The organism is Comamonas odontotermitis (assembly GCF_014207855.1).
Lineage (GTDB): Bacteria > Pseudomonadota > Gammaproteobacteria > Burkholderiales > Burkholderiaceae_C > Comamonas > Comamonas odontotermitis_A.
In genome coordinates this window covers 1-26,254 of record NZ_JACHKZ010000037.1, presented here as the reverse complement: position 1 = coordinate 26,254, position 26,254 = coordinate 1, and the positions used below count along the sequence as shown (strand labels likewise).

Annotated in this window: 23 protein-coding genes; all 23 read left to right on the top strand. The window is 59.0% G+C overall.

The annotated features are described in order from the left end of the window. The 23 genes from HNP33_RS18995 to HNP33_RS18885 all read left to right on the top strand — a co-directional run bounded on the left by HNP33_RS18995 (position 1) and on the right by HNP33_RS18885 (position 26,112). Complete coding sequence (locus HNP33_RS18995) at positions 1-3,096, top strand: efflux RND transporter permease subunit (RefSeq protein ID WP_221452140.1); 3,096 nt, start codon at positions 1-3, stop codon at positions 3,094-3,096. Between the two features lie 366 nt (positions 3,097-3,462). Continuing rightward, positions 3,463-4,242, top strand: coding sequence for a 5'/3'-nucleotidase SurE (gene surE, locus HNP33_RS18990; RefSeq protein ID WP_184711363.1), 780 nt, complete (start codon positions 3,463-3,465; stop codon positions 4,240-4,242). A gap of 35 nt (positions 4,243-4,277) precedes the next feature. Beyond that, the gene (locus tag HNP33_RS18985; RefSeq protein ID WP_184711365.1) at positions 4,278-5,036 is read left to right on the top strand and encodes a protein-L-isoaspartate(D-aspartate) O-methyltransferase; all 759 of its coding nucleotides are present in this window, start codon (positions 4,278-4,280) and stop codon (positions 5,034-5,036) included. A gap of 11 nt (positions 5,037-5,047) precedes the next feature. Next, a complete protein-coding gene (locus HNP33_RS18980) occupies positions 5,048-5,896 on the top strand; it encodes a peptidoglycan DD-metalloendopeptidase family protein (protein WP_184711367.1) in 849 nt (282 codons plus the stop codon). After that, the gene (locus tag HNP33_RS18975; protein ID WP_418903864.1) at positions 5,893-6,972 is read left to right on the top strand and encodes an RluA family pseudouridine synthase; all 1,080 of its coding nucleotides are present in this window, start codon (positions 5,893-5,895) and stop codon (positions 6,970-6,972) included. The genes HNP33_RS18980 and HNP33_RS18975 overlap by 4 nt, the downstream gene beginning before the upstream one ends. Before the next feature lie 140 nt (positions 6,973-7,112). Continuing rightward, positions 7,113-8,027: an SMC-Scp complex subunit ScpB gene (gene scpB, locus HNP33_RS18970; RefSeq protein ID WP_184711371.1), complete on the top strand. Its 915-nt coding sequence runs from the start codon at positions 7,113-7,115 to the stop codon at positions 8,025-8,027. Beyond that, positions 8,017-9,516 carry a pseudouridine synthase gene (locus tag HNP33_RS18965; protein WP_233464607.1) on the top strand — a complete coding sequence of 500 codons (1,500 nt, stop codon included), beginning with the start codon at positions 8,017-8,019 and terminating at the stop codon, positions 9,514-9,516. The genes scpB and HNP33_RS18965 overlap by 11 nt, the downstream gene beginning before the upstream one ends. Positions 9,517-9,595: 79 nt before the next feature. Continuing rightward, the gene (ndk, locus tag HNP33_RS18960; RefSeq protein WP_184711373.1) at positions 9,596-10,021 is read left to right on the top strand and encodes a nucleoside-diphosphate kinase; all 426 of its coding nucleotides are present in this window, start codon (positions 9,596-9,598) and stop codon (positions 10,019-10,021) included. Between the two features lie 58 nt (positions 10,022-10,079). Beyond that, a complete protein-coding gene (rlmN, locus tag HNP33_RS18955) occupies positions 10,080-11,204 on the top strand; it encodes a 23S rRNA (adenine(2503)-C(2))-methyltransferase RlmN (protein ID WP_184711375.1) in 1,125 nt (374 codons plus the stop codon). A gap of 28 nt (positions 11,205-11,232) precedes the next feature. Further along, positions 11,233-12,057, top strand: a complete 825-nt coding sequence (gene pilW, locus HNP33_RS18950; protein WP_184711377.1) for a type IV pilus biogenesis/stability protein PilW — start codon at positions 11,233-11,235, stop codon at positions 12,055-12,057. After that, positions 12,054-12,965: a helix-turn-helix domain-containing protein gene (locus HNP33_RS18945; RefSeq protein ID WP_184711379.1), complete on the top strand. Its 912-nt coding sequence runs from the start codon at positions 12,054-12,056 to the stop codon at positions 12,963-12,965. Before pilW ends, HNP33_RS18945 begins: the two co-directional genes overlap by 4 nt. Next, positions 12,966-14,237 carry a flavodoxin-dependent (E)-4-hydroxy-3-methylbut-2-enyl-diphosphate synthase gene (gene ispG, locus HNP33_RS18940; protein WP_325064963.1) on the top strand — a complete coding sequence of 424 codons (1,272 nt, stop codon included), beginning with the start codon at positions 12,966-12,968 and terminating at the stop codon, positions 14,235-14,237. Between the two features lie 68 nt (positions 14,238-14,305). Continuing rightward, positions 14,306-15,598 carry a histidine--tRNA ligase gene (hisS, locus tag HNP33_RS18935; protein ID WP_184711381.1) on the top strand — a complete coding sequence of 431 codons (1,293 nt, stop codon included), beginning with the start codon at positions 14,306-14,308 and terminating at the stop codon, positions 15,596-15,598. A gap of 47 nt (positions 15,599-15,645) precedes the next feature. Continuing rightward, positions 15,646-16,290 carry a YfgM family protein gene (locus HNP33_RS18930; protein ID WP_184711383.1) on the top strand — a complete coding sequence of 215 codons (645 nt, stop codon included), beginning with the start codon at positions 15,646-15,648 and terminating at the stop codon, positions 16,288-16,290. Positions 16,291-16,312: 22 nt separating this feature from the next. Then, positions 16,313-17,476, top strand: coding sequence for an outer membrane protein assembly factor BamB (gene bamB / locus HNP33_RS18925; RefSeq protein ID WP_418903863.1), 1,164 nt, complete (start codon positions 16,313-16,315; stop codon positions 17,474-17,476). A 24-nt stretch (positions 17,477-17,500) separates the two neighbouring features. Continuing rightward, entirely contained in the window at positions 17,501-18,841 is a 1,341-nt protein-coding gene (gene der / locus HNP33_RS18920) for a ribosome biogenesis GTPase Der (protein ID WP_184711385.1), read from the top strand. A gap of 128 nt (positions 18,842-18,969) precedes the next feature. Further along, positions 18,970-19,221, top strand: coding sequence for an RNA chaperone Hfq (gene hfq, locus HNP33_RS18915; protein ID WP_418903862.1), 252 nt, complete (start codon positions 18,970-18,972; stop codon positions 19,219-19,221). A 97-nt stretch (positions 19,222-19,318) separates the two neighbouring features. Then, positions 19,319-20,476 (top strand): GTPase HflX, encoded by a 1,158-nt coding sequence (hflX, locus tag HNP33_RS18910; protein ID WP_233464608.1) that lies wholly within the window; start codon positions 19,319-19,321, stop codon positions 20,474-20,476. Positions 20,477-20,534: 58 nt separating this feature from the next. After that, positions 20,535-21,914, top strand: a complete 1,380-nt coding sequence (gene hflK / locus HNP33_RS18905; protein WP_184711389.1) for an FtsH protease activity modulator HflK — start codon at positions 20,535-20,537, stop codon at positions 21,912-21,914. 9 nt (positions 21,915-21,923) lie between these two features. After that, complete coding sequence (hflC, locus tag HNP33_RS18900; RefSeq protein ID WP_184711391.1) at positions 21,924-22,811, top strand: protease modulator HflC; 888 nt, start codon at positions 21,924-21,926, stop codon at positions 22,809-22,811. A 193-nt stretch (positions 22,812-23,004) separates the two neighbouring features. Further along, positions 23,005-24,153, top strand: a complete 1,149-nt coding sequence (locus tag HNP33_RS18895; protein ID WP_184711393.1) for an ATP phosphoribosyltransferase regulatory subunit — start codon at positions 23,005-23,007, stop codon at positions 24,151-24,153. 29 nt (positions 24,154-24,182) lie between these two features. Beyond that, complete coding sequence (locus tag HNP33_RS18890; RefSeq protein WP_184711395.1) at positions 24,183-25,556, top strand: adenylosuccinate synthase; 1,374 nt, start codon at positions 24,183-24,185, stop codon at positions 25,554-25,556. A 31-nt stretch (positions 25,557-25,587) separates the two neighbouring features. After that, a complete protein-coding gene (locus HNP33_RS18885; RefSeq protein ID WP_184711397.1) occupies positions 25,588-26,112 on the top strand; it encodes a phosphoribosyltransferase in 525 nt (174 codons plus the stop codon). Positions 26,113-26,254: the final 142 nt, after the last annotated feature.

Below are 26,254 nucleotides of genomic sequence, written 5' to 3'. Positions count from 1 at the left end.
ATGCGAATATCCGCCTGGTCCATACAGAACCCCATTCCGGTGGTGGTGCTGTTCCTGGCCATCATGGTGGCTGGTCTTCTGGCTTATCGGGCCATGCCGATCAAACTGTACCCGGATGTCTCGTTTCCTATTGTTCAGGTGGCCGTGGCCTTGCCTAGCGCTGCCGCAACCGAGGTTGAAACCCAGGTGACCCGGGTGGTGGAGGACGGCGTTGCCAATGTTGCAAGGGTCAAGCATGTGATCTCGACAGTGACCCAGGGCATGTCCGTGACCTTTGTGGAGTTCGAGATTGGCCTGGAGCCGCAACGCGCTGTGGACGAGGTGAGAGCGGCCATTGACCGGGTCCGGGCCAACCTGCCTGTCAGCATCGAGCCACCGATTGTCGAGCGCCTGGATTTCGATGCCATGCCGCTGCTGACCTATGCCGTCTCGGCGCAGGGCATGGATGATGTGGAGCTGAACTGGTTTATCGAGGATGTGGTGGCACGCAGGCTGGTGGCGCTTGGCGGCGTGGGGCAGGTCGCGCAGGTGGGAGGCGTAGGCCGTGACATTACGGTGACCCTCGATCCAGCAAGGCTGCAGGCGCTGGGGCTGACCGCCGTCGCCGTCAACGATGCGCTGCGCTCGCACAATCTGGATGCATCGGGCGGCCGTGCGCAGATTGGTACGCAGGAGCAGCAGGTGCGCGTGCTGGCTGCAGCGCCGTCGGTGGAGTCGTTGGCGGAGCTGGTGACTGCCACGCGCGATGGCCGTCATCTGCGTCTGAGCGATGTTGCTACGGTAGCCAGTGGCGCCAGCGACCGACGCGGCTTTGCCGTGCTGAATGGTGAGGCTGTGGTGGGTTTTCAAGTCATGAAGACCAAGGCAGCCTCCGATGTGAATGTCGAATCGGCGGTGGCGGATGCGGTTGCCAAGCTTGCCAAAGAGCATCCGGGCGTGGCGTTCCAGCTGGTTTCGTCCGGTGCCAAAAATACGCGCGCGAGCTTTGATGCCACGGTCTACACCTTGCTAGAGGGCATGCTGCTGGCTGCGGCAGTGGTGTTGGTGTTTCTGCGCGACTGGCGTGCCACGGTCATTGCTGCCGTGGCAATGCCGATATCGCTGATTCCCACCTTTGCCGTGATCCACGCGCTGGGCTACTCGCTCAATATGCTGTCGCTGCTGGCGTTGACGCTCGTGATTGGTGTGCTGGTCGACGATGCCATCGTCGAGGTGGAGAACATTCAAAAGCGCGTACAGGCTGGCGCCTCGCCATGGCGTGCGTCGATGGAAGGCGCGGACGCAATCGGGTTGGCCGTGGTGGCCACGACCCTGGCGATTGCGGTGGTGTTTCTGCCGGTTGCCTTCATGGGCGGTTACGCAGGGCCGTATTTCCGCGAGTTTGGCGTGACGGTGGCTGTGTCGGTGCTTTTCTCCTTGCTGGTGGCGCGCCTGCTGTCGCCCTTGATGTGCGCCTATCTGCTCAAGCCCTCGGCCCAGCCGGAAGCGCACAAGCCTTTTACCGGTCGGTATCGCCACTTGCTGGAATGGGCGTTGGCGCACCGCTGGATCTCATTGGGCGCGGGCGTATTGATTTTTGTGGGGTCGCTGCTGCTGGCGAGTCTGCTGCCCACAGGCTTTGCCCCCAAGGGCGATAGCGGAACCGTGCAAATCAGCATGCAAGGTGCGCCTGGCGCCACCACCCAGGACATGCGGGTTGCTGCTGCAAGCTTGACGCGCCTGCTGCGCGAGCAGGGCGATGTTCAGGATGTATTTGTCAGCGTGGGCAGCAGCCAGCGCGATGGCGATCCACGCAAGGGAGCGGTAATCGTCCAGCTCAAGAGCCACCGCTCGATGAGCACCAAGGCATTTCAAGACCATATGCGCCCCCTGCTGATGCGTGTGCCGGATGTGCGGCTGAGCTACAGCGAAAGCGAGGGCGGGGGAACCCAGACCTTGCAGGTGATTCTGGGTGGCCATGACGGGGAGCTGTTGCGGCGCACGGCCAGTGATGCCGAGCGGGAGTTGCGCAACCTGCCCATGCTCAAGAACGTGCACCAGGTAGCACCGAACCCCGGCCCTGAACTGGTGATACGCCTCAAACCAGATGAAGCTGCCCGCCTGGGCGTAACGCCGGATGTGGTGGCCGACGTTGCGCGCATGGCCAGCGTTGGCGACCTGGATGCAACTGCTTCCAAGTTCAATACCGGGCGCCAGCGTTTGTCCGTGCGTGTTCGCCTGCCGCAAGGGGCTCTGCAGGATGTAGGCAGCTTTGGCGCGCTGCGGGTGCCAACTGCCGGTGGCGGTACGGTTCCACTGTCAGCGGTGGCGGACATGCGTTTTCAGGTGGGTGAGTCGCACATCGACCGGTTTGACCGGGAGCGCCGCATTACGCTGGAGGCAGAAGTCAACGGTGCGTCGTTGGGCCAGGCCAATGCGGCCGTGGAGGCCCTGCCATTCCTGAAAAACCTGCCTGCAGGGGTTTCGCGGCCTTTGTATGGCGACGCCGAAGGCATGCAGGAGCTTTTTGCCAGCTTTGGCCTGGCGATCATGGCCGGAATCGGGCTGATCTTTGGCGTGCTCATTCTGCTGTTTCGCAGCTTCATCAAGCCGGTGATCATTCTGGCGGCGCTTCCTTTGTCTCTGGCCGGTGCTTTCCTGGCTTTGCTGGCCACAGGGGGAGAGTTGAACCTGCCGGTGCTGATCGGCCTGCTGATGCTGATGGGCTTGGCTGCTAAAAACTCCATTTTGCTGGTGGAGCACGCCGTGGAGGCCGAGCGCATGGGCAAGAGCCAGTCAGAAGCCTTGCTGGAGGCGGCGCACGAGCGCACGCGGCCCATCGTCATGACAACGATCGCCATGGCCATGGGCATGCTGCCCACAGCTCTGGGTGTGAGTAGCGGTTCGGAGTTCCGCCAACCACTGGCCATCGCAGTGATTGGCGGGCTGGTTTCGTCGACGGCCCTGTCGCTGATTCTGGTGCCGGTGGTGTATGCGGTCATGGACGATGTGGAGAACTGGCTGAAGCCAAGGCTTGCCAGGCTGGTGACAATGCCGTCGAAGCAGGATCAGCATGATGTGCTGCAGATGGGGGATCCGTCTCATCCACCATCATGAAGGCCATCGCCCCTTTCGTGGCTATCGCACTGCCCGAGGATGCAGCCGAATGCCAGCACCTGTGTTGCAAAAGCCGGCTATTGCCGAGCAGGCCTGGGCGGCGAGATCACGGTGCTCGCCTTGCTGCCCCCTCTGCAGGCCGCTTTTGTAGCGCAAAGAGACTTTGGGCGAGGGTTGAGCGTTGACGTAAATTAATGTTGCAGTCTGGTCTGTTGGCCTGTATATCTTTTTCGGGTTACTACAATCCAGGGAGTTCGCCATGGATTCCGTCACCCGTTATTGAGCGAGGATTGCGGTCGTATTGCTGCCACATTTGGTGAGATGTTCGTCTTCACCTCTACAATGCGGTGTAACTGGTTCAATTACATGAAGATACTGCTTTGTAACGACGATGGATATCAGGCGCCCGGCATTGTGGCGCTGCATGACGCGTTGAAGGCGGTAGCTGATGTGGAAGTGGTGGCCCCGGAGCACAACAACAGCGCCAAATCCAACGCATTGACCCTGAATGCGCCTTTGTATGTGCACCAGGCGGCCAATGGATTTCGCTATGTCAACGGCACCCCGGCCGATTGTGTGCACATTGCGCTCACCGGCTTGCTGGGTTACCGGCCCGATCTGGTGGTGTCTGGCATCAACAATGGCGCAAACATGGGAGACGACACCATTTACTCCGGCACAGTGGGCGCAGCCATGGAAGGCTATCTGTTCGGCATTCCTGCCATGGCGTTCTCGCAGATCGAGAAAGGCTGGGGTGAGCTGGAATCTGCGGCGCAAAAGGCGGCGCAGCTGATCCGGCAGTTCGATCGTGCCAATCTGGTGACGGACAAGCCCTGGCTGCTCAACATCAACATCCCCAATTTGCCCTTTGCGCAGATCAAACCAGTCAAGCTGTGTCGGCTTGGGCGCCGCCATGCGGCTGAAAAGGTCATCACCCAGATCAGTCCGCGGGGCGAGACGATGTATTGGATCGGCAACGCCGGATCGGTGCTGGATGACGCCGAGGGCACGGATTTTCATGCCACAGCGGCGGGGCATGTCTCCATCACGCCGTTGAAGGTAGACCTGACAGACCATCAAAATCTTGTGTACTGGTCGCAAACGGCGACCGCCCTGCGCAATGCAGATGCCGAGGTGTCTGGGTGAGTCTGCGCAAACCAGGATTTCCTGCCCGTGGCGCCATGCCTGCCACTGCCAAGGCACAGTCGAATGTGCACCGGGAGTGGATGCGGCTGCCTGCAGATCTGGCGCCGGTTCCCATGGCGGTGCGTGAAACCCTGGGCGTAGAGACGGTAGACTTCACCTCGGCGCGCCTGCGCATGGTGCAGAGGCTGGCGGCTTCGGGGATCGAGCACACGCGTGTGCTCAAGGCCATGAACTCGGTTCTGCGCCACCAGTTCGTGGACAGTGCCTTGGCAGTGCAGGCCTACCAGGATACAAGCCTGCCGATCGGCTTGGGCCAGACCATATCCAAACCCAGTATCGTGGCTCGTATGTGCGAATTGCTGGCGCAGTCGGCGGCAGCGCAATCGGGGCTGGGGCGTGTGCTGGAGATCGGGACTGGCTGCGGTTACCAGGCTGCTGTACTCAGCCTGGTTGCCAAAGAGGTGTATACCATTGAGCGCTTGCGTGCGTTGCATGAAAAGGCGCGGGTGAATTTGCGCCCGTTGCGTCTTGCCAATGTGCACCTGATTCTTGGTGACGGCATGCTTGGCTTTGCCAGCGGCGCGCCGTATGCGGGCATCATTTCGGCGGCTGGCGGCGAGGAGCTGCCGCAAGCCTGGTGTGATCAATTGGCTGAAGGTGGCCGCCTGGTGGCGCCGATTCTGGGCGCTGGCGGACAACAGGTTTTGCTCGTGGTAGATCGTACTGCTGATGGATTTCAGCGTACGGTGCTGGAGCATGTTCATTTCGTACCCCTAAAATCGGGGCTAGGTTAATAAGGATAGGTATGTTGGATTCACGTGGTCTTTTGACGTGGGGAACCAGTCTGGTCGCAGCGGCAGTGTTGGCCGGTTGTGGGAGCACATCGCTGAACAAGGCTCCGGTCGAAGACCGGGGATCCTCTGCAGGTCGCCCATCGACAACCACCAGCGCTACGGGCCCGGCCAGGGTGGATCCGGCAACGCTGCCGGGAGCAGAGAATGCAGGCAAGCCTGGGTACTACACTGTCAAGCCTGGCGAGACGCTGATGCGCATCGCCATGGAGCACGGCCAGAGCTGGAAAGACATTGCGCGCTGGAGCAATCTGGAAAACCCGAATGTGATCGAAGTGGGGCAGGTGCTGCGTGTGGTGCCTCCCACCTCGTCGTCCGTGACGCAGCCAGCGCCTGCAGCACCTGCCGTCACTGGCAGCACATCTACCGTTGCCGCGACACCAGCTCCTGCACCTTCGCCTGCCCCCGCGGCTGCAGAAGCTCCTGCAGCAGACAACAATGTGGGCTTTATCTGGCCATCTTCGGGCACGGTCATTGCCGGTTTTGACGATTCACGCAACAAGGGCCTGGATATTGGCGGCAAGGCGGGCGATCCAGTGGTGGCAGCCGCTGACGGTCGTGTCATTTACGCGGGTGCAGGCTTGCGTGGCTATGGCAATTTGATTTTGATCAAGCACAACAACACCTATCTCACGGCCTATGCCCATAACCAGACTTTGCTGGTCAAGGATGACCAGGTTGTGCGCAAGGGGCAGAAAATCGCGGAAATGGGCAGCTCCGATGCCGACCGCGTCAAACTGCATTTTGAGGTGCGCCGCCAAGGCAAGCCCGTAGATCCATCGCGCTACCTGCCTTCCCGCTGATGCGCGACCAGTCCCAAAGGCCGACGCTGCCGATTCAAGCCGGCAGCGTCGGCTTTATTCATGGCCGCCAGGATTCGTTGCCCGATGGGGACGATGCGGGCGAGGATGCCGCCGCCGATATTGCAATTAGCGAATGGGAGAGTCGCGCCATTACCGCAGACATGGCAGATCACGGGCTGCGCCTGGACAAAGCGCTCGCCAAGTGGGTGCCAGAGTTTTCGCGCAGCTATCTGCAGGCCCTGCTCGAACAAGGGGCGGTGCTGGTCAATGGCAAGGCGGGCTCCAAAGCGAGCGCCAAAGTCAAGGCAGGCGATGCCGTAGCTGTGGAGCTGCGGCCCACACAGCAGAGCCAGGCCTTTTTGCCGCAGGATATTCCACTGGATGTGGTGTATGAGGATGCCTACCTCTGCATCATCAACAAGCCGGCGGGTATGGTTGTTCATCCCGCGCCAGGCAACTGGAGCGGTACCTTGCTCAATGCGCTGTTGGCGCGCGATGCCAAGGCGGCCCAATTGCCACGTGCGGGCATCGTGCACCGGCTGGACAAGGACACCAGTGGTTTGATGGTGGTTGCGCGCGAGCGTCAAACCATGGATGCCTTGGTCAAATTGATTGCAGCGCGCGACGTGCATCGCAATTATGTGGCGTTGGCGCATAAGCCATGGAGTGGTGATGCTACTAAAACAGTAGCGCATCCGATCGGACGAGACCCCCGCAATCGCCTGCGCATGGCTGTGGTGGATCTGGCGCAGCACCCGGGAAAGGCCGCCAGGACGGATTTTCGTCTGTTGGCCAATGCGGACGAAGGCTGCCTGGTGTACTGCAGCCTGCATACGGGCCGCACCCATCAGATCCGTGTACATATGGCTTCGCTCGGTCATCCCTTGGTAGCTGATGCGTTGTATGGTGGCTCTGCCGCTGCGGGCCTGGAGCGGCAGGGCTTGCATGCCCTGCGCCTCGCTTTTGTACATCCGGTTACTGGTCAGGGCATGTCGTGGTTCGCTCCGCCGCCTCAAGATATGGCGCAAGCCATGGAAAATTGGGATATTCGGTATAATTTGCAGGAACTGGCCTGAGTGCCAACGGTGCAGGGCGCTTATTCCCTCGTCCGTGATCTTGATGCCGCGCTATTGAAATGCGGCTTTCTTTGACTTGCAATCCTTTCTTTTGAGCCGTCGCCATCCTTAGCGCGAACGTGTTTACAGGGATTCTTCGCATGCAGACTTTGGAAGCGAAACGGGTGTTGGAGACTGCGCTGATTTGCGCGCCCCAGCCGATTACCGTGCGTGAATTGCGCAGCTTGTTTGCCGACGAGCTGGGCACGGATACCTTGAAAGTGCTGCTGCAGGAGCTGCAGCTGGACTGGACACACAAAGGCGTGGAGCTGGTGCAGGTTGCTTCGGGGTGGCGGTTTCAAAGCCGGCCCGAGATGCGCGAGTTCCTGGATCGGTTGCACCCAGAGAAGCCGCCCAAGTACACGCGGGCGACCTTGGAGACTCTGGCGATCATTGCGTATCGCCAGCCAGTCACGCGGGGAGATATCGAAGACATTCGCGGCGTGACGGTCAACAGCCTGATCATCAAGCAGCTCGAAGATCGCGGCTGGGTGGAAGTGATTGGCTACCGCGAAACCGTTGGGCGTCCGGCCTTGCTGGCAACGACCCGGCAGTTTTTGGACGACCTGGGCTTGCAATCGCTCGATCAGTTGCCTGCGCTTGATGACAGCAACCAGCAGGCAACGATATTTGAAAGCCTGCCGCTGGATGAACAGCCGGTGGCGGCTGGCTCCAGCAATGCAAATGGCGAGATGGCGCAGCCCGAGGGTGGCGCGGTTGCCGGGCAGGGTGACGAATTTGTTCTGGTGGGTGAAGCCGGGCCGGATGTGCAGGCCACGCCGATGGAAGAGGTGGATCAGGAGCAGGTTTTGGAGCCCTCTGCAGGTGTTCAGCACGAAGTGTCTGGCGAAGAGGGTGCTTTGGCTTCAGCGGTAGCTGCTGCAAATACGGAAGATGATGCGCATGAGGATTTGCTGCCAAGCGACGACGATATGCGCGAGACGGGCGTAGAGCCCCAATGGAATGATGACGCCGCTGCTGACAGTGGCAATGAGAAGCATAAAAATGATGAGTGAAAACGGCGATTTGAATCCGCAACCTGGCGCAGAAGGCATGTCGGATGAACCGAGCAAGCCCAAGCGTCGCGCGCCGCGCAAGGCTGCAACGGGTGAAGGCCGCCCAGAAAAGACGGCTGAGCCATCCGCGCAGTCGGAGGCTGGTGATATGTCGTCTGGGTCTGGTGTCGACGAGGTGCAGGCCGAACCGGGGCTGCAGGAGTCTGCACGCCAGGCGCCTAGTGACAGAGGCACGCGCACCCGCCGCGAAGGCGAGCAACGTGTAAGCCGTTATCCGGCGCGTGCACGGCGCTTCCGTGAGCGCGACGGACAGCCGCGCACAGAATCCAATGGAATGCAGGTGGAAGGCCGCGCAGATTCTGTGCATTCGGCAGCGCCTCAGCGAAACCCTGCTGACGAGGCCCATGAGGCCGGTTATGCGTTTGAGGATGTGGTTGCCGGTGCGCTTGAGGCCGCGGAAGAGTCGGATGCGAGCATGCCGCTCAAGCGCGTGCTGCAGCCGCATGTAGAGACCCCCAAGCTGCACAAGGTGCTGGCGCAGGCTGGCATGGGTTCGCGCCTGGAGATGGAGCGGCTGATTCTTGAGGGCCGTATTTCGGTCAACAACGAGCCTGCGCACGTTGGACAGCGCATTCAATATGGCGACAAGATCCGTGTCAACGGCAAGCTGATCAATTTCCGCATCGATCCGCCGCCTGCCCGTGTGCTTGCCTACCACAAGCCGGTCGGTGAAGTGGTGACGCATGACGATCCGCAAAATCGCCCGACAGTGTTTCGCAAGTTGCCTAGATTGATGCATGGCAAATGGCAGTCAATCGGTCGGCTGGATTTGAACACGGAGGGTTTGTTGCTGTTCACCAGCTCCGGGGAGTTGGCCAACAGCCTGATGCACCCGCGTTTTGGCCTGGAGCGCGAATATGCGGTGCGCGTGCTGGGTGCGCTGACTGCTGAGGAAAAGCAGCAGCTGCTGGCTGGTGTGAACCTGGAAGACGGCATGGCCAGCTTTGGCTCGATTGATGATGGCGGTGGTGAAGGTGCCAACCAGTGGTACCGCGTCACCATCTCCGAAGGTCGTAACCGTGAAGTGCGCCGCATGTTTGAGGCTGTAGGCCATGCAGTCAGTCGGCTGATCCGTATCCGCTATGGAGCCATGGTGCTGCCGCGCGGGCTCAAGCGCGGCAACTGGGTGGAGCTGGACCAGCGCGATATCCAGGCATTGACTGCTGCCGCTGGCGCGCCCGTGCGCCAGCCGCGCGGCAATGCCCAGGACAATCGTGGCCGTGGTCGCAATGACAACCGTCCTCAGCAAAATGGCCCCCGCCCTTCGACGGGGCCTGCCAAGAATACCCGTGGCGGCGGTTTGCGTCGTGCGCCAGAAAAACGCAGCAGCCAGCCCGATCCGATGAAGACTTCTCTGGGCTACATTGGCCACGACAGTTTGATGCGCCAGCGCAAAAACGGTGGTTTCAAGCGGGGCGGAAGGTCGTAGTCACGCTACTGACTTCCCGGACACCGTACAATCAAAGGTTTGCTTTTACGGCAAAAATCAACCAACAGGAAAATTCAACATGGCAATCGAACGTACCCTCTCGATCATCAAGCCCGATGCAGTGGCTAAGAATGTTATCGGCCAAATCTACGCCCGTTTTGAGGCTGCTGGCCTGAAGATTGTTGCTTCCAAGATGGCTCACCTCTCGCGCCTGGAAGCTGAACAGTTCTACGCTGTGCACAAGGAGCGTCCTTTCTTCAAGGATCTGGTCGACTTCATGATCTCCGGCCCTGTGATGATCCAGGCTCTGGAAGGCGAAAACGCCATCTTGAAGAACCGCGAGCTGATGGGCGCCACCGATCCCAAGAAGGCTGAAAAGGGCACGATCCGCGCTGATTTTGCTGACAGCATCGACGCCAATGCAGTGCACGGCTCTGACGCCGCTGAAACTGCCGCCGTGGAAGTGGCATTCTTCTTCCCAGGAATGAACGTCTATTCCCGTTAATAGGAATTCTGCGCGGCAGCTGCCGCGCGGCATGTGTAAGTGGCCCGAGCGTGTTTCTATGACCACCAATTTGCTTGATTTTGATTTGGCTGGTTTGACCGCCTTTTGCGAAGGGCTGGGAGAGAAACGCTTCCGGGCCACTCAGCTTTTTCGCTGGATTCACCAGCGCGGAGCGTCCGACTTCGACCAGATGACTGATCTGGCCAAGTCGTTGCGCGAGAAATTGAAGGGTACGACCCACATTACCGCATTGCCGGTGATTACCGAGCATGTATCTGCCGATGGAACCGTCAAATGGCTGTTTGATGTGGGCGATGGCAATGCGGTGGAATCCGTATTCATTCCTGAAGATGACCGCGGCACGCTGTGCGTATCGTCGCAAGCGGGCTGCGCGGTAGGATGCCGCTTTTGCTCGACGGGGCACCAGGGCTTCAGCCGCAATCTGACAACGGGCGAGATCGTTGCCCAACTGTGGTTTGCCGAACACGCGCTGCGCAGGCGGTTTGGCAGCGATGAGCGTGTCATCTCCAATGTGGTGATGATGGGTATGGGCGAGCCGTTGCAGAATTACTCGGCGCTGGTGCCCGCGCTGCGCACCATGCTGGATGACCATGGCTATGGTCTGTCGCGCCGCAGGGTCACCGTTTCCACCTCGGGCGTGGTTCCGATGATGGATCGCCTGTCCCAGGATTGTGCGGTGGCGCTGGCTGTTTCGTTGCATGCGCCCAATGATCCGCTGCGGGACGCATTGGTGCCGCTCAACAAGAAATATCCGCTCAAAGAGCTGATGGCGGCCTGCCGCCGTTATTTGGAATTTGCACCGCGCGATTTCATCACCTTTGAGTACTGCATGCTGGACGGCGTCAATGACCAGCCTGAGCATGCACAGGAATTGATAGCGCTGGTGCGTGAGTTTGCAGGCTCTGGCGGTGCGTGGTGCAAATTTAATTTGATCCCGTTCAACCCATTCCCTGCATCAGGTCTGCTACGATCCCCCGCTGCCCGGGTTTCAGAATTTGCCAAGCAGTTGCTGGATGCCGGTGTGGTAACCACCGTGCGAAAAACCCGTGGCGACGACATTGACGCGGCCTGCGGACAACTCGCTGGTGATGTGAAAGACCGAACGCGTGCAGCAGAGCGCATGGCCAAGAACCGGGTGATTCCGCTGACACAGGCTTTGTAGACGGTAAAAATTGAATGGGAGGGTGTGCATGGCAGAGACCTTGAGGTTGGGACAACAAAGATTCCCCCGTCTGATCGGCGCAGCCTTCCTTGGGCTGGTTTTGGGCAATGTGCTGGTGGGCTGTGCCACCAATACTGCTGCACGTGAAGATGCAGCCATCGTCACCCAGTCGGACGAAACCGAGGTGCAGCGCCGTGCCCGCATTCGTCTGGAGCTGGCAGCCAATTATTTCCAGACAGGTAAGCCCACCATTGCGCTGGATGAAATCAAGCAGGTGCTGGCGCTTGACCCGTCCAGCGGCGATGCCTACAACATGCGTGGCCTGATCTACATGCAACTGGGCGATGCCGATATTGCCGCCGAGAGCTTTACCAAGGCGCAGTCCCTCAAGCCCGGCGATGCGAACATCATGCACAACCATGGGTGGCTGCTGTGCCAGGAAAAGAAATTTGAGGCCGCAGACCGCTTTTTCAATCAGGCGCTGGTGCAACGTCAGTACTACCAGCAGTCCAAAACCTTGATGGCCCAGGGCTTGTGCTATGAGGCTGCAGGCAAGATGGCCGAGGCTGAGGCGACCTTGCTCAAGGCCTATGAATACGATGCGGGCAACCCTGTCGTCTCCTACAACCTGGCCAAGCTGATGCGTCAGCGCGGCGATGACAAGCGTGCGCAGTTCTACATTCGGCGGCTCAATAATGGTGAGCTTGCCAATTCGGAATCACTCTTCCTGGGGATTCAGATCGAGCAGGCACTCGGAGACCGCACAGCAGCGCGCCAATTGGCCAACCAGTTGCAGAAACGTTTTCCGGATTCCAAGGAGTGGGCCCGTGTGGCCAATGGAGGCGTGCTTTGATCGAGTCTGATGTGCAAGAGCAGGGCGCGGCAAATGCAACGGCTGTCCAGTCCAATGAAAATGGCGGGGGCCAGACTGCGGGGGAGCTGCTGCGCGAGGCGCGTGAGCAGGCGGGGTTGCGCCTGCCTGCATTGGCGGCTAATCTGAAAGTGGCAGTTGGCAAACTGGAGGCGCTTGAAGCCAACGACTGGAGCGCATTTCCAGATGTGGTGTTCACCCGTGCACTGGCGTCGGCGGTATGCCGCGCACTCAAGATGGATGCTGCTCCCGTTCTGGCGTTGTTGCCGCGTGCACCCGGGCAGGATCTGCGCAAGGTGAGCGAGGGTATCAATACCAAAGTCGCAGGCGGTGCAGTGCCTGCCAAAAGTGGCGATTTCTCGTCGAGCAAGCCCTTTCCCTGGATGGCTGTTGTTCTGTTGCTGGTGGTGGCCACGGCAGGGGTGTTGTTTTACCCGCAACTGGCAGAGCAGTATAAAAAGCAGGTGGCATCCAAGCCCGAGGTATCCCGGCGTGCCAATACCATTGCAAGCGAAGCGGGTGCCAATGATCCCGTGGCCCTGGGGGCAAGTGCGGAAGGTGGTGATGCTGCTGCCAATGGCGCATCTGTTGCAGGCAGCGGCACGGCTGCTGCCATACCTGCGCCAGAACCTGTAACCGCGCCAGTGGCTGAGGCTCCGGTATTGCAGTTCAAGGCTACGCAAGACAGTTGGGTTCAGGTCAAGGCGGCCGATGGCAAGGTGGTGTTCGAAAAGACCATCAAGGCTGGTAGCGAACAAGGCGTCACAGCCCAGCCTCCTCTGAAGGTGGTTGTGGGCAATGCCGGTGGTGTCGAACTATTGTTGCGTGGGGCTGCTTTTGATCTGAAAAAAGTGACCAAGGGCAGCACGGCCCGTTTTGAGGTGAATTAAGTGCAAGAAGACAACAAGCTGTCTCCCGTACCGCTGGTGGCGCCCGCCGCTCGCAAGAGCCGTCAGGCCCGGGTGGTGTGGGGTGACCGGGTCGTGGCTGTGGGAGGCGATGCGCCAGTGCGTATCCAGTCGATGACCAATACCGACACGGTTGATGCCATCGAGACTGCGATCCAGGTCAAGGAGCTGGCGCAGGCGGGCTCGGAGATGGTGCGCATCACCGTCAACACCCCGGAGGCGGCAGCGGCCGTTCCCTATATCCGCGAGCAACTGGATCGCATGGGTGAGAACGTTCCGCTCGTGGGCGACTTCCATTACAACGGTCACCGGCTGCTCACAGAGTTTCCCGATTGTGCGAAGGCGCTGTCCAAATACCGCATCAACCCCGGCAACGTCGGCAAAGGTGACAAGAAGGACAAGCAGTTCGGCCAGATGATCGAAGCCGCCATTCAGTATGACAAGGCGGTGCGTATCGGTGTCAACTGGGGCAGCCTCGACCAGGAGTTGCTGGCCGAGTTGATGGACGAGAACAGCCATCGCTCTGCGCCTTGGGATGGGCGCCAGGTGATGTATGAGGCATTGATCACCTCCGCCATTTCGTCCGCGCAGCGCGCCGAGCAAATGGGCCTGGATGGCAATCAGATCATTCTCTCGTGCAAGGTGAGTGGCGTGCAGGATCTGATCGCGGTGTACCGGGGCCTGTCTGCGCGGTGCGACTACGCCTTGCATCTGGGCTTGACCGAAGCCGGCATGGGCACCAAGGGCACGGTGGCATCTGCCGCTGCGCTGTCCATCCTGCTGCAGGAGGGGATTGGTGACACCATTCGCGTCTCGCTCACACCGCAGCCGGGTGAGGCGCGCACGCAGGAAGTTGTGGTTGCCAGCGAAATTCTGCAGGCTTTGGGCATGCGCAGCTTTGTGCCCAGTGTCACTGCCTGCCCAGGCTGTGGCCGCACCACCAGCACCACCTTCCAAGAGCTGGCCAAGGATATTGACGAGCACCTGCGCTCACAAATGCCGGTCTGGCGTGTCAAATACCCAGGTGTCGAAAAGATGAAAGTGGCCGTCATGGGCTGCATCGTCAACGGTCCTGGTGAGAGCAAGCATGCAGACATCGGCATCAGCCTGCCGGGTACGGGCGAGTCGCCTGCGGCGCCTGTGTTCATCGATGGCGAAAAGGCCATGACTTTGCGTGGTGACCGCATTGCGCAGGAGTTCCACGACATTGTGCAGGCCTATGTGGAGCGCCGCTACGGCGCCGCTAAGGTATAAAATTGATAGCTATCAGCGCATGCTGGACATGCGCTGATGCTTGTTTTGACTATAGAGATTGAAAGCCCATGGGCAAGAATGAAAAGCTGGTTGCCATCAAAGGCATGAACGATATCCTGCCGCCGGATTCGGCGATGTGGGAGTGGTTTGAGTCCAAGGTGCGTGATCTGATGGGCCGTTTTGCCTACCGCAACATCCGCACCCCCATCGTCGAGCCCACCGCGCTGTTCGTGCGTGGCCTGGGAGAAGTGACCGATATCGTCGAGAAGGAAATGTATTCCTTTGAAGACAAGCTCAACGGCGAGCACCTGACCCTGCGCCCCGAAGGGACTGCCGGCGTGGTGCGATCCGTGGTTGAAAACAATATGCTGTATGACGGCGGCAAGCGCCTGTTCTACATCGGCCAGATGTTTCGCCATGAGCGCCCGCAGCGCGGCCGCTATCGCCAGTTCCACCAGGTGGGTGTGGAGGCGTTGGGGTTCGCCGGGCCCGAGCTGGATGCAGAAGTGATTCTGCTGGCGCACCAGCTGTGGAAGGAATTGGGCATCGATGGTGTGCGGCTGGAGCTCAACAGCCTGGGTCAGCCTGCGGAGCGCAAGGCGCACCGCGATGCGCTGATTGCCTACTTCGAGCAGCACACCGATGTGATGGACGAAGAGGCCAAGCGCCGCATGCACAGCAATCCGCTGCGGGTGCTCGATACCAAAAATCCGGCAATGCAGGCAATGGTCAATGCAGCGCCTCAACTGCTCGACTTTTTGGGCGATGCCTCCAAGGCGCACCTCAAGACCGTGCAGGATATTCTGGACGCCAACGGCGTGGCCTGGTCAGTCAATCCACGTCTGGTGCGGGGCATGGATTACTACAATCTCACGGTATTTGAATTCATTACCGACAAGCTCGGCTCGCAAGGCACCATCTGCGGCGGCGGCCGCTACGACTACCTGATTGAAGAGATTGGTGGCAAACCCGCACCAGCGGTGGGTTGGGGCATGGGGATCGAGCGCGTCCTTGAGCTGATCAAGGAGTTGAATATCCAGTGGCAGCGCCCGTCTATTGACGCCTACGCTATCCTGCCGGACGCATCGCTTCTTCCGCAGGCGATGCGTGTGGTGCAATCCTTGCGCAGTGAAGGCATCAGTGTGCAGATGCACGGCGCGGCTACGGCAGAGGGCATGGGCAGCATGAAGTCGCAGTTCAAGAAAGCAGATGCCAGCGGTGCGCATTGTGCGCTGATTTTTGGCGGCGACGAGATGCAGCGCGGCATGGTCACCGTCAAGCAATTGCGCGATGGCGCAGGTGCGCAGGCAGAGCATGCTATTGAAAACGTAGCTGGTTGGGCACAACTGTTGCGTGCCTGAGGCCGTTTCATTCAAAACAATTTTCGCAACCCTGAACTAGAACAACTATGGCAACGCATTTGGACTTGGAAGAACAGGAACAGCTTGACCAGATCAAGCACTTTTGGAACAAGTGGGGCACGCTGATCACCACGGTGCTGGTCATCGTGCTGGGCGGATTTGCCGCCTGGAATGGTTACCAGTACTGGCAGAATCGCCAGGGCATGCAGGCGAGCGCACTGGGGTCGGCCGTGGAGGCTGCAGTCAATTCGGGCGACAAGGCTCGCATCGACCAGGCTTTTGGCGATCTGCGCAGCAACTATGGCGGCACCTTGCAGGCGGCGCATGCGGGATTGCTGGTGGCCAAGGCTGCCAGCGACAAGGGCCAAATGGACGATGCCAAGGCTGCGCTCACCTGGGTGGCTGACAATGCTTCGGACGATGGCTTGAAGGCGACGGCGCGCATCCGCCTGGCGGCAGTACTGCTGGGCAGCCAGTCTTATGACGAGGCACTCAAGCAACTGGACGCCAAGATGCCAACGGAGTTTGACGCTGTGGTGGCGGATCACCAGGGTGACATCTACCTTGCCAAGGGCGACAAGGCCAAGGCAATCGAAGCGTATCGCACGGCCTACCAGAAGACCGCTCCTGGTGTGGAATACCGCAATGTCATTTCCGTCAAGCTCAATGCGCTGGGCGAGGATGTGAAGTAATCGATAGCAAAAGGCTGTGCGCATGAGCATGAAACACCAAGCACTACCATCATTTGCTGCAGCAGCTTCTGCAGCCAGAGTCTTGACTTTGTCCGCTGTGGCTCTGGCTGTCGCGGGCTGCTCGCTGTTCTCGTCCGACAAGCGCAAGCCTGTTGAGCTCGAACCCAATGTTGCCTTGATTGGTGTCAAGCAAACATGGACGCAGCGCATTGGCAAGGCCAATCCCACCTTGGTCATGAACGTGAGTGGCAATGTGGTGACCATGGGGTCTGCCGATGGCCAGTTGGTGGCGGTGAACGCAGATACCGGCGCTGAACTGTGGCGTGCCAACGTAGGCCAAAAGCTCTCGGCCGGTGTCGGTAGTGACGGCAAGTGGGCTGCCGTGGTCACCGAAGGGGGTGATCTAGTCGTACTGTCACAAGGCAAGGAGCAATGGCGCAAGCGCCTGGCCAACCGCGCCTATACGGCACCTTTGGTGGCTGGCGCCCGCGTCTTTGTGCAAAGCGCGGATCGCTCCGTCAGTGCCTATGATGCGGCAACCGGCAATCCGCTGTGGAGCCAATCCAAGACCGGGGAATCGCTGGTGCTGCGCCAAAGTGGCGTACTGATGGCGTACAAGGACACTTTGGTCACCGGGGTGTCAGGGCGTTTCGTGGGGATTGACCCCAACAACGGCTCGCTGCGCTGGGAAGTGCCCATTGCCAGCCCCCGCGGAACCAATGATGTGGAGCGTCTCGTAGAGCTTGTGGGTGGTGTATCGCGCGTGGGTTCGGTGCTGTGCACCCGCGCCTACCAGATGGCCGTGGGTTGTATCGATGCCGATACGGCGCAACTGCGCTGGACTGTGCGGGCAGATGGCCTCAATGGAATCTCGGGCGACGACGAAGTGGTGGCTGGTGCCGACGGCAATGGTGTCATTACTGCATGGGCACGTGATGGTGGCAGTGTGGCCTGGACAAGCAGTCGCCTCAAGTACCGCAAGCTGAGCCAGCCGCTGGTGCTGGGCAGGTCAGTGATCTTTGGCGACGGCAATGGTGTGGTGCACATGCTGTCCAAAAAGGATGGTTCGCCCTTGAACCGTTTTGCAACCAACAACTCGGGCATCTCTGTCGCGCCGGTCATCGCAGGGAACACCATGGTGGTGCAGACCAACGACGGCGCGGTGTACGGCTTTCAGCCCGATTGAGAGAAAAAGAAAAAGTAGTCAGGAATGAAGCCAGTTATTGCTTTGGTGGGGCGTCCCAATGTGGGCAAATCCACCTTGTTCAACCGGATGACGAAGTCGCGTGACGCCATCGTGGCCGACTTCGCCGGTTTGACCCGTGATCGCCACTACGGCCAGGGCCGGCAGGGCAAGCGCGAATATATCGTGATCGATACGGGTGGCTTTGAGCCCGATGCGTCGAGCGGCATCTTCAAGGAGATGGCCAAGCAGACCCGCCAGGCTGTGGCTGAGGCGGATGTGGTGGTGTTTGTGGTGGATGTACGCCTGGGGCTGTCTGCACAGGACCATGAAATTGCAGGCTATCTGCGCCGCCTGGGGAAACCAGCTCTGTTGGTGGGCAACAAGGCCGAGGGCATGAAAGACGGCTCACAGCTGTCCGAGTTCTATGAGTTGGGGCTTGGTGAGGTCTATCCCGTCTCTGCAGCGCACGGGCAGGGCATCCGCAGCCTGATCGACATGGCGCTCGACAAGGTGCAGTGGCTGGACGAGGAAGAAGATGCAGGCGAGGCAGATGGCCCGCAACCCATTCGCCTGGCTGTTGCTGGCCGTCCCAATGTAGGCAAGTCAACCTTGATCAACACCTGGTTGGGTGAAGAGCGGCTGGTTGCGTTTGACATGGCGGGAACGACGCGAGATGCCATCTCGGTACCGTTCGAGAAAAACGGACAGCAGTTTGAGCTGATCGACACCGCCGGTTTGCGCCGCAAGGGCAGGGTATTCGAGGCCATCGAGAAATTTTCCGTCGTCAAGACGCTGCAGGCTATTGAGGGTGCCAATGTAGTGCTGCTGCTGTTGGATGCCACGCAAGGCGTCACGGATCAGGATGCGCACATTGCTGGCTATATTCTTGAAAGCGGCCGTGCGGTGGTGCTGGCCGTCAACAAGTGGGACGCCTTGGACGACTATGGGCGCCAGATGCTTGAGCGTTCGATTGAAATGCGCTTGTCGTTCATGAAGTTTGCTCCCATGCACTTCATCTCTGCCAAAAAGCGCCAGGGCCTGGGGCCGCTGTGGACTTCATTGATCCAGGCGCACAAGGCTGCCACCTGCAAGATGCCAACGCCTGTGCTCACGCGCCTGCTGCTCGAATCCGTGCAGTTCCAGACACCCAAGAAAGTGGGGCCTTATCGTCCCAAGCTGCGTTATGCACACCAAGGTGGCATGAACCCGCCTGTGATCGTGATCCATGGCAATTCGCTGGAGCATGTGACCGATGCCTACAAGCGTTTTCTCGAAGGACGTTTCCGCAAGGAATTTAATTTGGTGGGTACCCCCTTGCGGATTGAATTCAAGACCTCACATAACCCTTACGCTGATAAAGATTGATAGCGAAAAAGTGAGATGGGGCGGGCTTAACCGGCTCATTGCACGAAAAAGCCTTTTATCAATCAGTTACGTTGCCACTGTGGTAAGGTGGCGTTTTACAACAACATTGTCTGAACACGGAGAATATCGTGAGCAACAAAGGCCAACTTCTGCAAGATCCCTTCCTCAACGCTCTGCGCCGTGAGCATGTTCCCGTTTCCATTTATTTGGTCAACGGTATCAAGCTCCAGGGCCAGATCGAATCCTTTGACCAGTACGTTGTGCTGCTGCGCAACACGGTGACCCAGATGGTGTACAAGCACGCCATCTCCACCATTGTCCCCGGTCGCGCCGTTAACTTCTCGGCATCCGAATCGCAGGACAACGACGCTGCAGCTTAACGCTTTTGATAGCAATATGCCCGTGTCTGGCGCGGGCGAGAGCTCTACATCATTGAGTAATCACCAAATCAATAACGACAAAAAATCCACCCCGGTCATGCTGGTCGGGGTGGATTTTGGTTTTCCGCACTTCGATTCCGAACTGGAAGAGCTGGGCTTGCTTGCGCAAACCGCGGGCCTCGACCCGGTGGCGCGTCTCACCTGCAAGCGCAAGGTGCCCGATGCGGCATTGTTTGTAGGCAGTGGCAAGGCCGATGAAATCCGCATGGTGGCGCAAACCTATGGCGCCAAGGAAGTGCTATTCGATCAGGCGCTAAGCCCTGCCCAGCAGCGCAATCTGGAACGCAGTCTGCAAATGCCGGTCAATGACCGCACCTTGCTGATCCTGGAGATCTTCGCCCAGCGGGCCCGCAGCCACGAAGGCAAGTTGCAGGTGGAGCTTGCCAAGCTGCAGTACCTCAGCACACGGCTGGTGCGCCGCTGGTCGCACTTGGAACGCCAGCGCGGTGGCATTGGTACGCGCGGTGGTCCCGGTGAAACGCAGATCGAGCTCGATCGCCGGATGATCAATGACGCGATCAAACGGACCAAAGAGCGATTGAGCAAGGTCAAGAAACAGCGAGCCACGCAGCGTCGCCAGCGTGAGCGCAATGACACGTTCAATGTGTCGTTGGTCGGATACACCAATGCGGGCAAGTCCACTTTCTTCAATGCAGTGGTCAAGGCGCGTGCTTATGCCGCGGACCAGTTGTTTGCCACGCTGGATACCACCACCCGCCAGATGTACCTGGAATCGGCCCAGAAATCGGTGTCGATCTCGGATACGGTTGGCTTTATTCGTGACCTGCCGCATGGCTTGGTCAATGCTTTTGAGGCAACGCTGCAAGAAGCAGTTGATGCAGATCTGCTGCTCCATGTGGTCGATGCTTCGAACCCTGCCCACCCGGAACAAATACAACAAGTCCAAAAGGTTCTCCGGGAAATTGGGGCAGAGGATGTGCCGCAGGTATTGATCTTCAATAAACTGGATGCAATGGACCCAGTCCAGCGGCCGACAGTGCTTGCCGACAGCTACGAACTGGATGGTGTGCAGGTGCCCCGATTCTTTGTCAGTGCTGCCAAAGGGGCAGGTCTGGATGTCGTTCGCGCCCACCTTGCCGAGGCAGTGCTTGCCCATCGGGCAGCCCTGGAGGCGCGTGATGCTGACGAGATAGCCCCAGACGCTGACGACGAATTATTGGGAAATGCCCACTAGACTGCCACAATGGCTGTCTGCAAGCGCTTTGTAACGCTGATTCATAGAGACATCGCTAATGAAATTTCATTCACGCTTTCCGCGCCTGGCTTTGCTGCCGCAAGGCATACGCGGAATGTTCAATCTGAACGACCCGCGCTGGGGGCGCGGAGATGATGGCAATGGCGCAAGCGGAAACGGCGGCCAGGAGCCGCCGCCCGCGCGCCCGCCATACACACCTCCTGAGAACAACAATCGCCCACCCCAGCGTCCTGGCAGCGGAGGCGCTCCTGATCTGGACGAGCTGTGGCAGGACCTGAACAAGAAGCTCGGCGGTCTCTTCGGGGGCAAAGGCAATGGTGGTGCGGGCCGTAATGCAGGCGGCCCTCAACCCGAATTCAAAGGTGCTGGTGTCGGTGTTGGCCTGATCGCAGGTGTTGCCGTACTGATCTGGTTGGGCACGGGTTTTTTCATCGTGCAGGAAGGCCAGCAGGCCGTCATTACCCAGTTCGGTAAATTCCACAAGACGGTGAATGCCGGTATCAACTGGCGTCTGCCGTATCCCATTCAGCGTCATGAGCTGGTTTATGTGTCTCAGATCAAATCTGCAGACGTTGGGCGCGACAGCATCGTTAAGAGCACGGGCCTGCGTGAGTCGGCCATGCTGACCGAGGACGAGAACATCGTCGAAATCAAGTTCGCGGTGCAATACCGCTTGAATGATGCACGCGCCTGGCTGTTTGAGAGCAAAAACCCGGCAGATTCCGTCATTCAGGTCGCGGAGACTGCGGTGCGTGAGGTCGTTGGCAAGATGAAAATGGATGCCGCGCTCGCTGATGAGCGCGACCAGATCGCGCCGCGTGTTCGCGAGTTGATGCAGACCATTCTGGATCGCTACAAGATCGGTGTTGAGGTGGTTGGCGTCAATCTGCAGCAAGGTGGTGTGCGTCCGCCGGAGCAGGTGCAGGCGGCATTTGACGATGTGCTCAAGGCTGCGCAGGAGCGTGAGCGTACCAAGAACCAGGCAGAAGCCTATGCCAACGATGTGGTGCCGCGAGCCAAGGGAACTGCGTCGCGCCTGATGGAAGAGGCCTCGGCATATAAAGAGCGTATCGTCGCGCAGGCGCAGGGTGATGCACAGCGCTTCTCGTCGATTTACACCGAATACCAGAAGGCTCCGGCGGTGACGCGCGATCGTCTGTACCTGGAGACCATGCAGCATGTCTACAGCAATGTGACCAAGGTGGTGGTGGATTCCAAGCAGGGCTCCAATCTGCTGTACTTGCCGCTCGACAAGATCATGCAGCAAACCCAGAGTACAGGTGGTAATGCATCAGGCGGCGAGACGCCTGCAGCGTCAGCAACGGCGCCTGCCAACAGTACACCGGTGACCGCGCCGTCTGTTCCAGACGCCCGCGCCCGTGACACCAGCCGAACCCGTGACCGCGAGTCGCGCTAGGAGTGAGTTGTGAATCGAATGGGATTTTTTGCTTCAACCGTTTTGGTGGTGCTGGCCTTGCTCAGCTCCACTGTGTTTGTGGTCGACCAGCGTCAATTCGGCATCAAGTACGCCATGGGCCAGATCAAGGAAGTGATCACTGAGCCGGGCCTCAACTTCAAGCTGCCGCCACCACTGCAGAATGTGACCTATCTGGACAAGCGTTTGCTCACCTTGGATAGTACCGACACCGAATCCATGCTGACTGCGGAAAAGCAGCGAGTGGTGATCGACTGGTACGTGCGCTGGCGCATCACCGAGCCATCAGAGTACATCCGCAATGTAGGTACTAGCGAAGGAGCGGGCGCCATGCAGCTCAACCGGGTCGTGCGCAATGCCTTCCAGGAAGAGGTGAACCGTCGCACGGTTCAGGAGCTGATCTCGACCAAGCGTGAGCAAACCATGGCTGATGTCAAGCGGGAAGTGCTCGAAGCGGTCAAGGGCAGCAAGCCTTGGGGCATTGATATCGTCGATGTTCGCATCACGCGTGTTGACTATGTTGAAGCGATCACCGAATCGGTCTACAGCCGCATGGAAGCCGAGCGCAAGCGCGTTGCCAACGAATTGCGCTCGACAGGCGGCGCTGTTGGGGAAAAAATCCGTGCTGATGCGGATCGCCAACGCGAGGTGACCATTGCCAATGCCTACCGCGATGCGCAGGCACTCAAGGGGCAGGGCGATGCGGAAGCGGCCAAAGTCTATGCAGAAGCCTTTGGCAAGGACCCGCAGTTTGCGCAGTTCTATCGCAGTCTTGAGGCCTACAAGTCCAGTTTCAACAAGAAATCGGATGTCATTGTGGTGGATCCGTCTTCTTCGGACTTTTTCAAGAGCTATCGCTCGCCAACGGCCAAGCAATAAGCACTGATTGCTATAAAAACTGAAACGCCGCATTGCAGTTGCAGTGCGGCGTTTTCATTTGCACTCCTTATAGCATTGCAAGCAGTTGGCGCCTGCAAAAATGCAGCAATGGCGCAGTGGTTCTGGCAGGTTATTGCTTCCGTCTTTATGCATCCCTGTAGAATTGCGTTTTTAACAGCCTCTCCAATTTCCCATGTCTGCTTGGATCCTCCCGGATCACATTGCCGATGTGCTGCCGTCTGAAGCACGGCACATCGAAGAGCTTCGTCGCGGCCTGCTCGATACGGCCTGTGGCTACGGCTATGAATTGGTGATGCCGCCACTGCTGGAGCATCTGGACTCCTTGCTCTCCGGTTCTGGCGAGGCGTTGGATCTGCTGACTTTCAAACTGGTGGATCAACTCTCTGGCCGAACCCTCGGCATTCGCCCTGATACCACCCAACAGGTTGCCCGCATCGACGCGCATTTGCTCAATCGCAAGGGTGTGACGCGCCTGTGCTACTGCGGCCCGGTTTTGCATGCCAAGCCTGATCGCCCCCATGCAACCCGCGAACAGCTGCAGTTCGGAGCGGAAATCTACGGTCATGCAGGCGTCGAGGCAGATGTGGAAATCATCACCTTGGCGACCGAGTCGCTGCGTGTAGCGCAACTGCATGATTTTTCGGTGGATCTGGCGGACGTTCGCATTGTGCAGCGCCTGATGGCTGGACTCTTGGTGGATTTGCCTGCTTTGCGCCGCGTGCATGCCGCGTTGGCGGTGAAAGATGCCTCAGAGCTTGCGCTACTGACCAAGGATTTTCCTCCGGCACAGCGCGACGGCCTGCGCGCCTTGCTGAATCTGTACGGCGATGTGGCGGTGTTGGACGAAGCGGAAAAGGCGCTGGCTGCAATCCCCGGCGTATCGCCTATTCTGGTTGAAATGCGCCAATTGGCAGGGCGCGTGAACAGTCCGTCCGTCACTTTTGACTTGGCGGATTTGCGCGGCTATTCCTACTACAGCGGCATGCGCTTTGCCATCTATGCGCAAGGCGTAACGGATGCACTGGTGCGCGGCGGCAGATACGACGAGGTAGGCGCAGCGTTCGGACGCAGCCGCCCGGCGGTTGGTTTCAGTCTCGACATCAAGCAGCTCGTATCCGTGGTGCAGCCGCGCCCTCTGAAGGCTGCGATTCGTGCACCCTGGGTAGACAGGGAAGACATGCGCCAGGTGATCCAGCGCTTGCGGCAGGCGGGAGAGACTGTCGTTTGTGCGCTGCCCGGGCACGATGATGAGATCGACGAATTCGATTGCGACCGCGAACTGGCAGAAGTCAATGGCCAGTGGGTTGTGCGCAGCATTTAACTGTATTTTGTTCTTGGATGGGAAAAGAAATGACTGTTTCCAAAGGTCGCAACGTTGTTGTGGTTGGCACTCAATGGGGTGATGAAGGCAAGGGTAAGCTGGTCGATTGGTTGACCGAAAGCGCCCAAGGCGTAGTGCGCTTCCAAGGCGGTCACAATGCAGGCCATACTTTGGTGATCAATGGAGTGAAGACTGCATTGCACCTGATTCCCAGCGGCATCATGCGTCCCGGTGTGAAGTGCTACATCGGCAACGGCGTGGTGCTGTCCGTGGGCAAGTTGTTCGAGGAAATTGAAGGTCTGGAAAAGGCGGGTGTGCAGGTGCGTGACCGCCTGCGGGTGTCTGAAGCTTGCCCGTTGATCCTGCCTTTCCATCAGGCGCTCGATGTCGCCCGTGAAGCGGCGCGTGAACAAGGCGGTGTGCAAAAAATCGGTACAACCGGCAAAGGGATCGGCCCCGCCTACGAAGACAAAATTGCTCGCCGTGCTCTGCGTGTTCAGGATCTGAAGCACCCCGAGCGATTTGCCTCCAAGCTGCGCGAACTGCTGAACCTGCACAACCACATCCTGGTGAATGTGCTGGGCTCCAAGAACTTCGATTTCGGCGCTGGCCTGGCTCCATACATGAAGGACGGCGAAGTGCAGTTTGACGCTGTGTACGCCGAAGCCATGCGCCATGCCGAGCTGCTCAAGCCCATGATTGCCGACGTGTCACGCGAGCTCAATGGTGTGCATGCCGCAGGGGGCAACCTGCTGTTTGAGGGTGCACAAGGTACCCTGCTGGATGTGGACCATGGCACATACCCCTACGTCACCTCGTCCAACTGCGTGGCTGGTAACGCGGCCGCCGGTGCAGGTGTGGGGCCAGGCATGCTCCACTACATCCTGGGTATCACCAAGGCGTACTGCACCCGTGTTGGTGGCGGCCCTTTCCCCACCGAGTTGGAATGGGAAAAGGAGGGAACGCCTGGCTGGATCATGAGTACTGTGGGTGCTGAGAAGGGCGTAACCACCGGCCGTTCGCGCCGCTGTGGCTGGTTCGATGCCGCGCTGCTCAAGCGCTCGGCTCAGATCAATGGTCTGTCGGGCCTGTGCATCACCAAGCTCGATGTGCTGGATGGCATCGAAGAGCTGCAACTATGCGTGGGCTACGAACTGGACGGCGAAAAGATCGACCTGCTCCCGTTGGGCGCGGACGATATCGAACGCTGCAAGCCCATCTATGAATCCATCCCTGGTTGGACTGAATCCACCGTGGGTGTGACCGAGTATGACAAGCTCCCGCTCAATGCGCGCCGCTACCTGGATCGCATTGCAGAAGTGACCGGTGTGCCCATCGCCATGGTATCGACCAGCCCTGACCGTGACCACACCATCCTGATGCAGAACCCCTATCAAGCCTGATTGCGCAACGCTTTATCGAACGAGGAAAACCATGCTTACTGAAGACGGCAAGCACCTGTATGTCAGCTATGACGAATACCACGGACTGATTGAAAAATTGGCCATCAAGATCCATCAGTCTGGCTGGGAATTCGATACGATTCTGTGCCTGGCTCGTGGAGGCATGCGCCCTGGCGATATTCTGAGCCGTATTTTCGACAAGCCACTGGCGATCATGTCCACCAGCTCGTACCGTGCGGAAGCAGGCACCATGCAAGGGCACCTGGACATTGCCCGCTTCATCACCACACCCAAGGGCGAAATCGCGGGTCGCGTACTGCTGGTGGATGATCTGGCAGACTCTGGTCACACCTTGAATGCTGTGATCAACATGCTCAAGACCAACTACAAGCCGATCACCGAGCTGCGCAGTGCCGTGATCTGGACCAAAGGCGTCTCGACGTTCACCCCGGACTACTCGGTGGAGTTCCTGGCTACCAATCCTTGGATTCATCAACCCTTTGAGGGATATGACTCACTTCGCCCAGAGAAATTGATGGAGAAGTGGAAGATCTGATGAAAGATGGGAGGCTTGGCGTTTTGTAGAAATTTTGTAAATTTGCCAAAACCCTGGGAAAACTCCTATACAATACGATCCATCGACAGCACAACGCCTTGCGAAGCTGCCAGACTCGAAAGAGCGCGGTTCGCAAGGTTTG

Bases quoted from the DNA above. Each gene is read 5' to 3' on its own strand.
- HNP33_RS18995 (WP_221452140.1), top strand. From the start codon at position 1: ATGCGAATATCCGCCTGGTCCATACAGAACCCCATTCCGGTGGTGGTG.
- surE (WP_184711363.1), top strand. From the start codon at position 3,463: ATGAAGATACTGCTTTGTAACGACGATGGATATCAGGCGCCCGGCATT.
- HNP33_RS18985 (WP_184711365.1), top strand. From the start codon at position 4,278: ATGCCTGCCACTGCCAAGGCACAGTCGAATGTGCACCGGGAGTGGATG.
- HNP33_RS18980 (WP_184711367.1), top strand. From the start codon at position 5,048: ATGTTGGATTCACGTGGTCTTTTGACGTGGGGAACCAGTCTGGTCGCA.
- scpB (WP_184711371.1), top strand. From the start codon at position 7,113: ATGCAGACTTTGGAAGCGAAACGGGTGTTGGAGACTGCGCTGATTTGC.
- HNP33_RS18965 (WP_233464607.1), top strand. From the start codon at position 8,017: ATGATGAGTGAAAACGGCGATTTGAATCCGCAACCTGGCGCAGAAGGC.
- ndk (WP_184711373.1), top strand. From the start codon at position 9,596: ATGGCAATCGAACGTACCCTCTCGATCATCAAGCCCGATGCAGTGGCT.
- rlmN (WP_184711375.1), top strand. From the start codon at position 10,080: ATGACCACCAATTTGCTTGATTTTGATTTGGCTGGTTTGACCGCCTTT.
- pilW (WP_184711377.1), top strand. From the start codon at position 11,233: ATGGCAGAGACCTTGAGGTTGGGACAACAAAGATTCCCCCGTCTGATC.
- hisS (WP_184711381.1), top strand. From the start codon at position 14,306: ATGGGCAAGAATGAAAAGCTGGTTGCCATCAAAGGCATGAACGATATC.
- HNP33_RS18930 (WP_184711383.1), top strand. From the start codon at position 15,646: ATGGCAACGCATTTGGACTTGGAAGAACAGGAACAGCTTGACCAGATC.
- bamB (WP_418903863.1), top strand. From the start codon at position 16,313: ATGAGCATGAAACACCAAGCACTACCATCATTTGCTGCAGCAGCTTCT.
- der (WP_184711385.1), top strand. From the start codon at position 17,501: ATGAAGCCAGTTATTGCTTTGGTGGGGCGTCCCAATGTGGGCAAATCC.
- hflX (WP_233464608.1), top strand. From the start codon at position 19,319: ATGCTGGTCGGGGTGGATTTTGGTTTTCCGCACTTCGATTCCGAACTG.
- hflK (WP_184711389.1), top strand. From the start codon at position 20,535: ATGAAATTTCATTCACGCTTTCCGCGCCTGGCTTTGCTGCCGCAAGGC.
- HNP33_RS18895 (WP_184711393.1), top strand. From the start codon at position 23,005: ATGTCTGCTTGGATCCTCCCGGATCACATTGCCGATGTGCTGCCGTCT.
- HNP33_RS18890 (WP_184711395.1), top strand. From the start codon at position 24,183: ATGACTGTTTCCAAAGGTCGCAACGTTGTTGTGGTTGGCACTCAATGG.
- HNP33_RS18885 (WP_184711397.1), top strand. From the start codon at position 25,588: ATGCTTACTGAAGACGGCAAGCACCTGTATGTCAGCTATGACGAATAC.